General features: G+C 65.5%; 13 protein-coding genes. 10 read left to right on the top strand and 3 right to left on the bottom strand.

Features of this window, described 5'->3' with window-relative positions; all coding sequences use genetic code 11:
* Positions 1-376 precede the first annotated feature (376 nt).
* Both rpsT and mutM read right to left on the bottom strand, forming a co-directional pair.
* Positions 377-640 (bottom strand): 30S ribosomal protein S20, encoded by a 264-nt coding sequence (rpsT, locus tag HUU99_RS00485; protein WP_174284603.1) that lies wholly within the window; start codon positions 638-640, stop codon positions 377-379.
* A gap of 94 nt (positions 641-734) precedes the next feature.
* Complete coding sequence (mutM, locus tag HUU99_RS00480; protein ID WP_174284602.1) at positions 735-1,550, bottom strand: bifunctional DNA-formamidopyrimidine glycosylase/DNA-(apurinic or apyrimidinic site) lyase; 816 nt, start codon at positions 1,548-1,550, stop codon at positions 735-737.
* A gap of 59 nt (positions 1,551-1,609) precedes the next feature.
* On the opposite strand from mutM, the gene HUU99_RS00475 reads away from it, so the two are divergent.
* The 8 genes from HUU99_RS00475 (at position 1,610) to HUU99_RS15445 (ending at position 9,363) form a co-directional block, all read left to right on the top strand.
* The gene (locus HUU99_RS00475; protein ID WP_174284601.1) at positions 1,610-2,341 is read left to right on the top strand and encodes a class I SAM-dependent methyltransferase; all 732 of its coding nucleotides are present in this window, start codon (positions 1,610-1,612) and stop codon (positions 2,339-2,341) included.
* 19 nt (positions 2,342-2,360) lie between these two features.
* A complete protein-coding gene (gene ubiB / locus HUU99_RS00470; protein ID WP_174284600.1) occupies positions 2,361-3,896 on the top strand; it encodes a 2-polyprenylphenol 6-hydroxylase in 1,536 nt (511 codons plus the stop codon).
* 11 nt (positions 3,897-3,907) lie between these two features.
* A complete protein-coding gene (locus tag HUU99_RS15345) occupies positions 3,908-5,029 on the top strand; it encodes a hypothetical protein (RefSeq protein WP_217430725.1) in 1,122 nt (373 codons plus the stop codon).
* Positions 5,026-6,219 (top strand): bifunctional phosphopantothenoylcysteine decarboxylase/phosphopantothenate--cysteine ligase CoaBC, encoded by a 1,194-nt coding sequence (gene coaBC / locus HUU99_RS00465; RefSeq protein WP_217430724.1) that lies wholly within the window; start codon positions 5,026-5,028, stop codon positions 6,217-6,219. The genes HUU99_RS15345 and coaBC overlap by 4 nt, the downstream gene beginning before the upstream one ends.
* Positions 6,216-6,659 carry a dUTP diphosphatase gene (dut, locus tag HUU99_RS00460; RefSeq protein WP_174284598.1) on the top strand — a complete coding sequence of 148 codons (444 nt, stop codon included), beginning with the start codon at positions 6,216-6,218 and terminating at the stop codon, positions 6,657-6,659. Before coaBC ends, dut begins: the two co-directional genes overlap by 4 nt.
* Entirely contained in the window at positions 6,656-7,063 is a 408-nt protein-coding gene (locus tag HUU99_RS00455) for a hypothetical protein (RefSeq protein ID WP_174284597.1), read from the top strand. The genes dut and HUU99_RS00455 overlap by 4 nt, the downstream gene beginning before the upstream one ends.
* Positions 7,064-7,074: 11 nt before the next feature.
* A complete protein-coding gene (locus HUU99_RS00450; RefSeq protein ID WP_174284734.1) occupies positions 7,075-7,830 on the top strand; it encodes a HesA/MoeB/ThiF family protein in 756 nt (251 codons plus the stop codon).
* 90 nt (positions 7,831-7,920) lie between these two features.
* On the top strand, positions 7,921-9,363 hold the full coding sequence (locus tag HUU99_RS15445; protein WP_254602834.1) for a sugar transferase: 1,443 nt from the start codon (positions 7,921-7,923) through the stop codon (positions 9,361-9,363).
* A 9-nt stretch (positions 9,364-9,372) separates the two neighbouring features.
* Here the strand turns inward: HUU99_RS15445 and galU are convergent, their stop codons facing one another.
* Complete coding sequence (gene galU / locus HUU99_RS00440; RefSeq protein WP_174284596.1) at positions 9,373-10,239, bottom strand: UTP--glucose-1-phosphate uridylyltransferase GalU; 867 nt, start codon at positions 10,237-10,239, stop codon at positions 9,373-9,375.
* A gap of 117 nt (positions 10,240-10,356) precedes the next feature.
* On the opposite strand from galU, the gene wecB reads away from it, so the two are divergent.
* Positions 10,357-11,502 (top strand): non-hydrolyzing UDP-N-acetylglucosamine 2-epimerase, encoded by a 1,146-nt coding sequence (wecB, locus tag HUU99_RS00435; protein WP_174284595.1) that lies wholly within the window; start codon positions 10,357-10,359, stop codon positions 11,500-11,502.
* A complete protein-coding gene (gene wecC, locus HUU99_RS00430) occupies positions 11,499-12,815 on the top strand; it encodes a UDP-N-acetyl-D-mannosamine dehydrogenase (protein WP_174284594.1) in 1,317 nt (438 codons plus the stop codon). Before wecB ends, wecC begins: the two co-directional genes overlap by 4 nt.
* Positions 12,816-12,821: the final 6 nt, after the last annotated feature.

Genomic DNA, 12,821 nt, shown 5'->3' with positions numbered 1-12,821 from the left:
CCCGTCCGATACCAATGACACGGCTTTCCCCAGGCCGGAACGTCCGACCTTCGTCATTCAAATGCTTCGTGAGGCAGCGAACGCGTCGCTCCGTCAGAGCCTCGGTTATGGACCAGCGGGCGAGTCGAGCAAGTCACAAATCCGAAATATTCCGATTGACTCGCCACCAGCCGCGCATTCCCGTCGATTATCTCATAAATCACTGTTCGCAGGCGTTTTTCACGTCTTCCTCGCCCCCGATGACACGCGAATCGCGCAATCAAGCCAGTTGCCGCAGCGCGGTACCCGTGGAACATTCTCGACCCATTTCGACAGCAAAAAGCCCGCCGAGACGATGGTCCCGACGGGCGTTTTTAAACCGGTGAAGGGCCGCGGCTCAGGCGAGCCCGGTCAGCGCCTTCGTCAGGCGCGCGAACTTTCGGCTCGCGGTGTTCTTGTGGAGTACGCCCTTGGACACGCCGCGCTGCAACTCGGGCTGCACCGCCGCCAATGCGGTGGTCGCGGCCGCCTTGTCACCCGACGCGAGCGCGGCTTCCACACGCTTCACGAAGGTCCGGATGCGGCCAACGCGATTGCCGTTCACTTCCGCGCGACGCTCGTTGCGACGGATACGCTTTTTCGCCTGCGGCGTGTTCGCCATGAAGTCCTCTTGGAATCTCGGGTCGATAAAAAGGGGCGTCGGAATAGTCCTACGCCCGCGAAGCGGCGGTCACTACTGCGCATAGAGCGAATCGTCAATCGCGCTGGCACCGCGGGCACCAGAAGGTGGATCGGCCATGCTCGGCCCGGCGGCGGACGATCGCGCCGCAATTGCATGCTTCCCCCTCGCGACCATAGACCCGCCACTGCTTGGAAAAATAGCCTAGCTCGCCATCAGGTCGCGCATAGTCTCGTAACGTCGAGCCGCCGGCGGCGATGGCAGCGACCAGCACCGCACGGATCGCCTCGACGAGGTTTTCCAGCCGATACAACGCGATCCGACCGGCCGCCCGATTCGGCGCGATCCTGGCGAGGTTCAGCGCTTCGCAGACATAGATATTGCCAAGGCCAGCGACGATTCGCTGGTCGAGCAGCATCGCCTTGATCGGTGCGGCACGACCCGCGACCGCCACCGCCAGATAGTCCGCGGTTAAGGCCGGCCCCAGCGGCTCGGGGCCCATCGCGACGAAGGGGGGATAGGCATCGATCGACTCGGTCTTCCACAAATCGAGAAAACCGAACCGCCGCGGATCGTTCAGTGCCAGCGTTCGGCGCGCGGCCGTCTCCAGCAGCAAATGATCGTGCGTCAGTATCTCGCTCGGATCGACCCGCCAACGCCCCGACATGCCAAGATGGAAGACCATCGTATCGCCGCGATCGGTATCGACGAGGCCGTATTTCGCGCGCCGATGAAGCCGGGTCACGACCGCACCCGTCAGCCGCTGTCGCAGATCGACGGGAATCGCCTTTCGCAGGTCCGCTCGTCGCGGTTCTACGCGCGTCAGGCACTGGCCCTCGAGTACGGGTGCCAGCCCGCGAACGGTGGTTTCCACTTCGGGGAGTTCGGGCATCCTCCCCGCCAGCTAGGTTGCGTTTGCCCGCGCCACAAGCCGCGGCTAGAGCGCGGGGTATGAACGATACCGTCTCCTTCGGTTACGAAGACATCCCCGCCACCGACAAGACCGCACGCGTGGGCGGCGTCTTCACCAGCGTGGCGGGCAGCTATGATTTGATGAACGATGCGATGTCGGGCGGTATGCATCGACTATGGAAGGATCGCTTCGTCCGCCGGGTGGCTCCGCGCGCCGGTGAGCAGGTCCTCGATATGGCGGGCGGCACCGGCGATATCGCGTTCCGTTTGGCGAGATCCGGCGCCGCGGTGACGGTGGCGGACATCAATCCCGCGATGCTGGAAGTCGGGATGGAGCGTGCGCAGAAGCGCGGCATCGACGGGCTCGTCTGGTCGGAAGCCAATGCGGAAACGCTGACGTTCCCGGACAAGTTCTTCGATGCGTATACGATCGCGTTCGGCATCCGGAACGTGACCGACATCCCTGCCGCCCTGGGCGAGGCGCACCGCGTGCTGCGCCGGGGCGGGCGGTTCTTCTGCCTCGAATTTTCGACGACGTTGTGGCCGGGGTTCAGGGACATCTACGATGCCTATTCGCACCGCCTCGTCCCGAAGCTTGGCCAACTGCTCGCGCAGGATGCGGATAGCTATCGCTATTTGATCGAGTCGATCCGGCGCTTCCCCGATATGCCGACCTTCCGCGCGATGATCGGCGAGGCGGGGTTCGTACGGACGAACGTCGAGCCGATGCTTGGCGGGCTGGTGGCGATCCACAGCGGCTGGAAGATTTGATGCGGGGGTCCGCGGCGGGATGACCACCTCCGCCACCCACCTCTGGCGGCTCCTGAAATGGGGCCGCATCCTCGCGCGGCACGGCGCGCTGACGGGGATCGAGCGTGATCCGAACACGCCGACCGCCGTGCGACGGATCGCACGGATCGCGCGGACCGGCGCGCGGGTGCCAAAAGTGCCGCGCTACGCCGATGCGTTCCAAGCGATCGGCCCAGCCGCGATCAAGCTCGGCCAGACATTGGCGACTCGCCCCGATCTCGTCGGCGAACAGGCGGCGCACGACCTGATGCGGTTGCAGGATGCGCTGCCCCCCGTGCCGTTCGCCGCGATCGAGGCTGCGGTCGAGGCCGGGCTCGGTGCTCCGATCGCCAAATTCTTCACCCGGTTCGATCAAATCCCCGTGGGTGCAGCATCGATCGCGCAAGTCCACCGCGCGATCACCACCGACGGCCGCCAGGTCGCGGTGAAAGTGCTTCGCCCCGGTGTCGAGGACGATTTCGTCCGCGCGATCGCGACTTATGAATGGGCCGCGGCGCAGATCGAAGGAATGGGCGGCGAGGCGATGCGGCTTCGTCCGCGGCTGGTGATCGAGACGTTCAAACGCTGGACGCTGCGCGAACTGAACCTGCGGCGCGAGGCGGCGTCCGCATCCGAACTCGCCGAGGCGATGACCGCCGAACCGGATTACGTCGTTCCGGCTATCGATTGGCAACGATCCGCGACGAAGGTCATGACGCTGGAGTGGATCGACGGCATCAAGCTGTCGAACCGCGACGCGCTGATCGCAGCGGGATACGATACGCGCAAGCTGGCGGATACGTTGGTCGGCGCGTTTTTGCGCCAGGCGATCGCGGAAGGCTTCTTCCACGCCGACATGCATCAGGGCAATCTGTTCGCCCTGCCCGGCAACCGCATTGCGGCGATCGATTTCGGAATCATGGGTCGGATCGACCGGCGCGCGCGGGTGTGGCTGGCGGAAATCCTCTACGGGCTCATCACCGGCAACTACAAACGGGTCGCGGAGATCCATTTCGAGGCGGGCTATGTCCCGGCGCACCATAATGTGGCCGAGTTCGCGACCGCGCTCCGCGCGGTCGGCGAACCGATGCGCGGGCTGCCGGTCAAGGACATGTCGATCGGCATGATGCTGGAGGGGCTGTTCTCGATCACGCGCGATTTCGACATGGCGACACAGCCGCATCTGCTGCTGCTGCAGAAGACGATGGTGATGGTGGAGGGGGTCGCGACCGCGCTCGATCCCGATATCAATATGTGGGACACCGCGGCACCGTTCGTTCGCGGCTGGCTGCGCGACGAACTCGGGCCGGAGGCGGCGCTGGCGGATCGGCTCATCAACGATTTCCGCACGCTGTCGCGGCTGCCCGATCTGGTCCGCCGGATCGAGGCGCAATTTCCCGCACCCGAGGGCGCACCGCCCAGCCCGCCGCTGCGCGAAGTGCAGATCGTTCGGCTTGGCGGTGGCTGGCGCTATGCAGCGGTCGCGGTGCTTGCGGCGGCTATGGGCGCGCTCATGGTCTGGCTCGCGGTGCGGTGAGGGGCATGACGATGATCCGCCGCCCCCTAGCCCCCCTTTGGCTGTCCCGACCCTCGCGCTACGCCGAGCTGCCGACTCGCGCCGCCCGTCTCGCTCTCGTCCTTCTGACCGCCCTCATCCTCGCCTGCTTCCTGGCCCTCGGGACCCCGGGCCCGCCGCCCGCCAGCCACGACCCCGCCAAACGCGCGCAGGATCAAGCGGATGTGATACTGTACGAAACGATCGTCGATGGCGTCCGCCACGGCGGCAACTACTACACCGTCGCCGCAGAGGCGCTTCGCCACGGCGACTATCCCCTGAAACCTTTCGTCACGTTCCGCCTGCCGACGCTGGCGATGGCGTTGGCGATCCTGCCGCCATGGGCGATGCCGCTGCTACTATATCTTCTGGTCGCGCTGGTGGCGATCGCGTGGTGGCAGAGGCTGAAGCCGGCCTTCGCACGTGGACCGCCGCTAATCATCGCGATGGCGCTGCTCGCGGGCGGACTGGTTGTGTACGCGCAAGCGGATCTTTCCTATTTCCATGAAATCTGGGCAGGATTGTTCGTCGCGCTCAGCCTCGCGATGCGGCAGCGCGGACGCTGGGTCGAATCGGTGTCGCTCGGCCTGGTCGCGGTCCTGATCCGCGAGACCGCCGCGCCATATCTGGCGATCATGGCCGGTCTGGCCCTGCTGGAGGGGCAGCGGCGTGAGGCGTTGCTTTGGTTCGTGACGATGGCAATCCTCGCGATTGCGCTGACACTGCATGCGGACGCTGTCGCGCGCGTCGTCCGACCACTCGACCCGAGTTCGCCCGGCTGGCTGGGACTTTTGGGGTTCGGCCATTTCGTGCGCACCATGTCGATCCTGACCGTACTCGGCATCGCGCCGATATGGCTGGCCGCGCCGCTGGTCGGCCTCGCGCTGTTCGGCTGGAGCGCCTGGAACGAAGCGCTGGCGCTTCGCGCGCTCGCACTGTTTGCGGCGTATGCAGCCATCCTCGGCATTTTCGGACGTACGGACACATTCTATTGGGGGCTGATCGCCGCGCCGACGATCCTCGTCGGCCTGGCATTCGCGCCGGACGGTTTGCGCGACCTGTTCACCGCCGCGCTCGACAAGAGGCGGGTCACGGTGAAGAGGATCGTTCGGTGAAGCGCATCCTTCTCATCGTCGGCGGCGGCATTGCGGCGTACAAGGCGTGCGAGGTGATCCGCCTGCTGAAGAAGCGCGGCCACGCGGTACGGTGCGTACTGACCGAGGGGGGCAGCCATTTCATCACGCCGATGACACTCGCCGCGCTGAGCGAGGAGCACGTCCATACCAGCCTGTGGGACCTGAAGGATGAGGCCGAGATGGGACACATCCAACTGAGCCGCGAAGCCGATCTCGTCGTCGTCGTTCCGGCGACCGCGGATTTGCTGGCACGTATGGCGGGCGGCCAGGCGAATGATCTGGCGACGACTGTGCTGCTGGCGACCGACAAGCCCGTCCTCGCGGCACCTGCGATGAACGTACGGATGTGGCGACACGCCGCGACGAAGCGCAACGTCGCGCGGCTGCGAGCCGATGGGATCACCGTGCTTGAACCCGACGAGGGCGCGATGGCGTGCGGCGAATACGGGCCCGGGCGGCTGCCGGAACCCGCGGTGATCGTTGAAGCGATCGACTCGGCCCTCTCCCGCGCTTCGCTCGAAACGATCGGAAAGCTCGCCGGCCGTCATGCGATCGTCACCGCCGGCCCGACGCACGAACCGATCGACCCGGTCCGGTACATCGCCAATCGCTCCTCGGGCCGTCAGGGTTTTGCCGTCGCAGCCGCGCTCGCCGCGCTGGGCACCCGCGTGACGCTCGTGGCGGGGCCGGTCGATCTGCCCACTCCCGCGGGCGTCGACCGGATCGACGTCGAAAGCGCGTGCGAGATGGCGGCGGCGGTCACCGCCGCGCTACCCGCCCACATCGCGGTCATGGTCGCCGCCGTCGCCGACTGGCGAGTCGAGGCGGTGACGCAGAAAGTGAAGAAGGTCGGCGCACCGCCCGCACTGACGCTTATCGAGAACCCTGACATCCTCGCGATCGTCGCAAAAAGTCCGCAGCGCCCGGCCCTCCTCGTCGGCTTCGCGGCCGAGACCGAGAATGTCGTCGCGAATGCCGTCGCGAAACGGACGCGCAAGGATGCCGACTGGATCGTCGCCAACGACGTTTCCGCGGGCGTCTTCGGCGCGGATGCAAACCACGTCCGCCTGGTGACCGCGAACGGCGTCGAGGAATGGCCGGCCGCGGCCAAGTCGGACATCGCGGTCCTGCTCGCCGATCGAATCGCAGCCGCGCTGGAGCCGTCATGACCCCGATCCGGATCGCGCTTCGCCGCCTGCCGCATGGTGCCGGCTTGCCCCTCCCCGCCTATGCAACCGCCGGGGCCGCCGGCATGGACATCGTGGCTGCCGAAACGCTGACGCTCGCACCCGGCGCACGCGCTGCCGTCGCGAGCGGTTTCGCGATCGCGATTCCGGAAGGATATGAGGTGCAAGTCCGCCCCCGGTCCGGGCTGGCGCTGAAGCACGGCATCACCTGTCTCAATACCCCAGGCACGATCGACAGCGACTATCGCGGCGAGATAAAGGTTATTCTGGCCAATCTGGGTAGCGAACCCTTCGTGATCGCGCGCGGCGACCGCATTGCCCAACTCGTCCCAGCCTCCGTCCAGCGCGCGACGCTCGACGCGGTCGCAATGTTGGACGATACGGAACGCGGTGCCGACGGCTTCGGATCGACCGGACGATGATGACGTTTCTCCTGCCGTTCACGCTCGCCGTCGCAATGCCCGAACGTGCGCCCCAGGAGGCGCTGCCGCCGCAGGACTGGTCCGCGCTTCCCCAGCTGGCCTTGCGCCGACCGGCGGATCCGACGGCGGCGATGTCCGCCTATGTGCACCAGGAGGTGTTGCGGGGTCGGTGCGCTTCGGCAACGCGCACCCCGGCGGGCTGGACGCTGCCGGTCGATATCGCGGTGCTGGCGAGCGCGGACGGCGCGATACGCCGTGTCGTCCCCCGCGCGATCCATTGCCCGACCGTCGAACAATATGCTGCCGGTCTCGTCTTCAGTGGCGCGCGCGACAATGTCGATCTGCCGGCCAGCGTCGGCGATCGCTGGTACAGGACGCGACTGATCTTCGCTTGGGACCCGTGACTGCCGCTCCGATCGCGCTGGCGGACGCCGAACTCGAACGCTACGCCCGCCACATCGTTCTGAAAGAAGTCGGCGGCGCGGGCCAGGCGCGGTTCAAGTCCGCGACGGTCGTAATCGTCGGCGCAGGCGGGATCGGATCGCCTGCGATCCAGTATCTCGCTGCTGCCGGGATCGGCCGTTTGATCCTGATCGACGACGATCGGGTCGAACCGTCCAACCTCCAGCGGCAGACGATCTTCACGAGCGACGACACCGGCCGTTCGAAGGTGGATGCCGCCGCGGAAGCGGCGCACCGACTGAACCCGCATGTGGTCGTGGAAGCACGATCGGTGCGTATCGATCGCGCCAACGCCGCCGCGATGATCGCGGGTGCGGATGTCGTTCTCGATGGCTGCGACAATTTCGCGACTCGCTTCGCGGTGGCCGATGCCGCCCTCGTCGCGCGCATCCCGCTGATCTCCGCCGCGGTCGGGCAGTTCGAGGGGCAATTGGGCGTCTATCGCGGCTGGGAACCGAATTTGCCCTGCTATCGCTGCTTCGTCGGCGACGCCCCCGATGCGGCGGAGACGAGCTGCGCCGAGGATGGCATCCTCGGTCCCGTCAGCGGCGTCATCGGCGGCCTGGCCGCGCTGGAAGTGCTACGCGCGGTCTACCCTTTCGGCACCGATCCGGCGGGCAAGCTTTTTCTGACCGACCTGCTGTCTCTGCGTTTCCGAACAATTCGCTTGCCGAAAGACCCGGGGTGCCGTTCTTGCCGCGAGCATTGAGCGCGGATTTGAAAATTATACCGTCACGAGATTATAATATGGCCGCCACGATCCGAAACCGGCGAACGACGCCATGCGAGTATGATTGACATGGCCGACGGGCTTCAGGGCGACGATCCCATTGCTTCCGATCGCGACGCGCCGGTCGTCCATCAGCCGGCGACGGTACGGTCACGGCGGAACCGGCGAACGGTTTGGCGGCCGAGTAGCTCGACGCTGCGGATCAGGGCCTACACTTACCAGTTGATATTCGATGTCGCCGCGATCCTCGCCGGCTTCGCTGCGGCCGCCAGCTTTCGTCGCTCGTTCCTCGTCGACACGAACTGGCTGATCTTCGCGCTGGTGCTGCTGCCGATATATATCGTCGTAGCGCTCAACTTTCGCGCCTATGCGTCCGGCGAAATGCAGGATCCGTTCCGGTCGGTTCGGCGCGGCGCGCAAGCGTTCCTTTCTTCCGTTGCATTTCTGATCCTTATCGCCTTCTATTCCAGGAGCAGCGACACGTTCCAGCGGCTGACGATCGCGGTCGGTTCGGTCTTCGCGCTCCTGCTGATCGCCGTCGCACGGTATTCGTTCGCGCGACACATGGTTGCGATCATCGGCGGCAATCCATTCAGCGTCGTCCTGATAAACGATCGCGATCAGCCCGTACCGCCGGGTCGCTATTCGCTGGTGATGACCGCGGGAGCCGATCTCGATCCGGACCATCATGATCCGGTCATGTACGATCGGCTCGCCACCGCGCTCGCACCAGCAGACCGTGTCGTGGTATGCTGCCCCGCCGACCGGCGGGAGGCGTGGGCACGGCTGTTGCGCGGTGCCAATATCCAGGGCGAGATTGCGATTCCCGAACTGGCGACGCTCAATCCGCTCGGGCTCGGTCCGGATCGCGCCAATCCCTCGGTAATCGTCGCCACCGGTCCGCTCAACCTCTTCGACAGGAGCGTCAAGCGCCTGTTCGACGTCGTCGTAGCGCTGATCGGTCTTCTGCTCACGTCGCCGATCCTCATAGGTACCGCTTTATGGGTGAAGCTCGACAGCGCCGGCCCGGTATTTTTCCGGCAGGTCCGGATCGGCCGCGGAAACCAGATGTTCCAGATGCTGAAATTCCGTAGCATGCGCGACAAGAGCGGCGATCACCATGGAGGCCGATCGACCGCGCGCGATGACGACCGGATCACCCGCTGCGGTGCATTCATTCGCCGCACGAGCATCGACGAGTTGCCTCAGCTTCTCAACGTACTTCGCGGCGAGATGAGCATCGTCGGCCCCCGCCCGCATGCGCTCGGATCGCGTGCCGCGGACAAGCTGTTCTGGGAAGTCGACCACCGTTACTGGGACCGCCACGCAACCAAGCCCGGTCTGACGGGTCTTGCGCAGATCCGCGGGTTTCGCGGTGCCACGGTCCTGGAGGACGATTTGCGCAATCGGCTTCAGGCGGACCTGGAATATCTTGAAAAATGGTCGATCTGGCGGGATATGAAGATCATCTTCCTGACCGCGCGGGTGCTGCTGCACCGGAACGCCTTCTGAGCCGTCGCCTCAATCAAGCAGATTCCGGGCAAACTTCCGTACCGCGCCACCGATATCTTCACGTGCCAGCGCCAGCGCCAGATTTGCCTGGATATACCCCGCCTTGTCGCCGCAATCATAGCGTTGGCCGTTGAAGGTGAACCCGTGGAAGGGCTGCGTACCGATCAGCTTTGCCATCGCATCCGTCAGCTGGATTTCGCCGCCCGCGCCGGCGTCGCCACGCTCGAGTATCCGCATGACCTCGGGCTGCAGGATGTAGCGGCCGGGGATCATCAGGTTCGACGGGGCCGAACCCCTTGAAGGCTTTTCCACCAAAGCGACGACTTCCGTCAAACGGCCGTCGCGTTTGCCGGGTGCGATGATGCCGTATTTATCGGTCTCGGTTTCCGAAACCTCAAGCGCGCCGATGACGTTGCCGCCGACGCGGCCATATGCCTCGATCATCTGCGACAGGAAACCGGGTTCGCCGACCATCAGCTCGTCGGGAAGCAACACCGCGAACGGTTCGTCGCCGACGACGTCTCTCGCGCACCAGACCGCGTGGCCGAGCCCGAGCGGCTCTTGCTGGCGAATATAAACGGGCGAACCCGGACGCTGGCGAATGCCGGCGATGAGGTCGAGCGACTTGCCGCGCGCCTTCATCGTGGCTTCCAGTTCATAGGATATGTCGAAATGGTCCTCGATCGCGGACTTGCCGCGGCCGGTGACGAAGATGATCTGCTCGATCCCCGCCTCTATCGCCTCCTCGACCGCATATTGGATCAAAGGCTTGTCGACCACGGTCAGCATTTCCTTGGGCATCGCCTTGGTCGCGGGCAGGAACCGCGTTCCAAGCCCCGCCACCGGAAACACCGCCTTGCGCACCCGCTTCACCATTCGACACCCTGCTCCCGTTCAACACGAAGTCCTAACCGCCGCCGGACGACCCGGCAATCGGGTTGCATCCAGGCGGGTTAGCGTGAGTTTAACGTCGCCGCGGCTAGTATTCGCGCGATGACCGACCACGCCCCCCCGTCGCCGCCCAAGGTCCTGCTCATATTCGGCACGCGGCCCGAAGCGATCAAGCTGTTCCCGGTCGTCCGCGCGCTACAGGCCGCGGGCGGAATGCAGGTCGTAACGTGCGTGACCGCGCAGCACCGCGGGCTGCTCGATCAAGTGCTCGCGATCGCGGGGATCGTACCGGACGTCGACCTCGACCTGATGGAACCGGGGCAGACGCTCGACCGGCTGACCGCGCGGCTGCTGACCGGGCTAGGCGAGGTTATGGACGCGCACAGGCCCGACCGGGTGATCGTGCAAGGCGACACGGCGACCGCAATGACGGGTGCTCTCGCCGCCTATTACCGCAAGATCCCTGTTGCTCATGTCGAGGCGGGGCTGCGCTCCGGCGATATCTACCACCCCTGGCCCGAGGAGGTGAACCGGCGGATCGTCGCGCCGATCGCCGACCTGCACTTCGCGCCGACCGATACCGCCGCGACCGCGCTGGCGCGTGAGAACGTGACCGCAGGCGTCCATGTCACGGGCAATACGGTCATCGACGCGCTGCTCTGGACTCGCGAACGAATCGCGGCAGTGCCCGCGCTCGCCGCGGAACTGGACCCGGTCGCCAAACGGTTCGCGGACAAGCGCATAGTCCTGGTCACGACGCACCGCCGCGAGAATTTCGGCGACGGCATGGCAGGCATCGCGCGCGCGATCGGGCGGATCGCGGACCGGGACGATGTCGCGGTGATATTTCCAATGCATCCCAACCCCAATGTCGGCGCGGTCATGGACGCGATACTAGGCGAACGCGCCAATGTCGCGCGGATCGCACCGCTCGATTATCCGCATTTCATCCGCGCGCTGGGCATGTGTGACCTTGCGCTCACGGATTCGGGGGGCGTGCAGGAAGAGGCACCGTCGCTCGGCAAGCCCGTGTTGGTGATGCGCGAAACGACCGAGCGGCCCGAAGGGATCGCAGCGGGCACCGCACGTCTCGTCGGCACCGACCCGGATCGCATCGTTTCGGAAGTCTTTACGCTTCTCGACGACAATGCCGCTCATGCGCGGATGGCGCGTGCGCACAACCCGTTCGGCGACGGCCGGGCGAGCGCACGAATCGCCCGCATCATAAATGACAGGATGGCGCGATGATATCGGACTCGGAACTGAAAGTCGTCGTTCTGGGCCTTGGCTATATCGGCCTGCCAACGGCGGCAGTGATCGCGCGGACGGGGGCCAGCGTGCTCGGCGTGGATGTGACGCAAAGCGTCGTCGACACGATCAACTCGGGCAAGGTGCATATCGAGGAAGTCGATCTCGACGGACTCGTGTCCGGCGTCGTCGCGCGCGGTTCGCTGCGTGCGTCGATGCAGATCGCGCTGGCCGATGTCTTCGTCATCGCGGTACCGACCCCGTTCGCGGACGATCACGCGCCCAATATCGGCTATGTCCTGAAGGCCGCGACGACGATCGCGACCGTATTGAAGGCCGGCGACACCATCATCCTCGAGTCGACCTCGCCCGTCGGTACGACCGAACAGGTTCGCGATCTGATCGCCAAACTTCGGCCCGATCTGCGCGTTCCCGGCCACCTGAGAGCACCGGGGGCGGGCGAGCAGGCGGATATCGCCATCGCCTATTGCCCCGAACGCGTCCTGCCCGGCCGGATCCTCGTCGAGTTGATCGACAACGATCGCGTCATCGGTGGAATCACGCCACGATGCGCGCGCAAGGCGCTCACTTTCTATCGCCGTTTCGTTCGCGGCGCGTGCGTCACGACGACTGCGCGCGCCGCCGAGATGACGAAGCTGACCGAGAACGCGTTCCGGGACGTCAACATCGCCTTCGCGAACGAGCTCAGCCTGGTCGCGGACACGATGGGCGTCGATGTCTGGGAAGTGATACGCCTCGCCAATCGGCATCCGCGCGTTAACATCCTGTCGCCCGGCCCCGGCGTCGGCGGGCATTGCATCGCGGTCGATCCATGGTTTCTGGTTCATGCCGACCCGGCGAACACCCCGTTGATCCGCACCGCCCGCGAAGTGAACGACGGCAAGACCGATCATGTGATCGCCCAGGCCGCAGCGATGATCGACTTGTTGCCGAACGGCGCGCCGGTCGCGTGCCTCGGCCTGGCGTTCAAGGCGAACATCGACGATTTCCGTGAAAGCCCTGCACTGAAGGTCGCGACTGCACTTGCCGCCCGATTCGGTCGGCGGGTTCGAATCGTCGAACCTTATGCGGACACGCTGCCCCCCGCGCTCGTCGCCCGCGACGCGACGCTGATCGACATCGATGAAGCGATCGAAACCTGTGCCGGAATGGTCGTGCTGGTCGATCACGATCTCTTCCGATCGGTTCCTCTGGCGGAGCGGGTCGACAAGGCGGTGTTGGACACGCGCGGCATCTGGCCCGATCAACCGACACGTAGCATTGCCCCGCAGTCGCTTCGGCTCGCCAGCTGACCGTTG

This window comes from Sphingomonas bacterium, from assembly GCF_903642285.1.
Lineage (GTDB): Bacteria > Pseudomonadota > Alphaproteobacteria > Sphingomonadales > Sphingomonadaceae > Sphingomonas.
Note: the sequence above shows the minus strand (reverse complement) of the source record. Positions and strands in the feature narration are given on the sequence as shown.

What these genes read in the sequence shown, in the direction of transcription:
- rpsT (WP_174284603.1), bottom strand. Translation starts at nt 640, where the DNA reads ATGGCGAACACGCCGCAGGCGAAAAAGCGTATCCGTCGCAACGAGCGT.
- mutM (WP_174284602.1), bottom strand. Translation starts at nt 1,550, where the DNA reads ATGCCCGAACTCCCCGAAGTGGAAACCACCGTTCGCGGGCTGGCACCC.
- HUU99_RS00475 (WP_174284601.1), top strand. Translation starts at nt 1,610, where the DNA reads ATGAACGATACCGTCTCCTTCGGTTACGAAGACATCCCCGCCACCGAC.
- ubiB (WP_174284600.1), top strand. Translation starts at nt 2,361, where the DNA reads ATGACCACCTCCGCCACCCACCTCTGGCGGCTCCTGAAATGGGGCCGC.
- HUU99_RS15345 (WP_217430725.1), top strand. Translation starts at nt 3,908, where the DNA reads ATGATCCGCCGCCCCCTAGCCCCCCTTTGGCTGTCCCGACCCTCGCGC.
- dut (WP_174284598.1), top strand. Translation starts at nt 6,216, where the DNA reads ATGACCCCGATCCGGATCGCGCTTCGCCGCCTGCCGCATGGTGCCGGC.
- HUU99_RS00455 (WP_174284597.1), top strand. Translation starts at nt 6,656, where the DNA reads ATGATGACGTTTCTCCTGCCGTTCACGCTCGCCGTCGCAATGCCCGAA.
- HUU99_RS15445 (WP_254602834.1), top strand. Translation starts at nt 7,921, where the DNA reads ATGGCCGACGGGCTTCAGGGCGACGATCCCATTGCTTCCGATCGCGAC.
- galU (WP_174284596.1), bottom strand. Translation starts at nt 10,239, where the DNA reads ATGGTGAAGCGGGTGCGCAAGGCGGTGTTTCCGGTGGCGGGGCTTGGA.
- wecB (WP_174284595.1), top strand. Translation starts at nt 10,357, where the DNA reads ATGACCGACCACGCCCCCCCGTCGCCGCCCAAGGTCCTGCTCATATTC.
- wecC (WP_174284594.1), top strand. Translation starts at nt 11,499, where the DNA reads ATGATATCGGACTCGGAACTGAAAGTCGTCGTTCTGGGCCTTGGCTAT.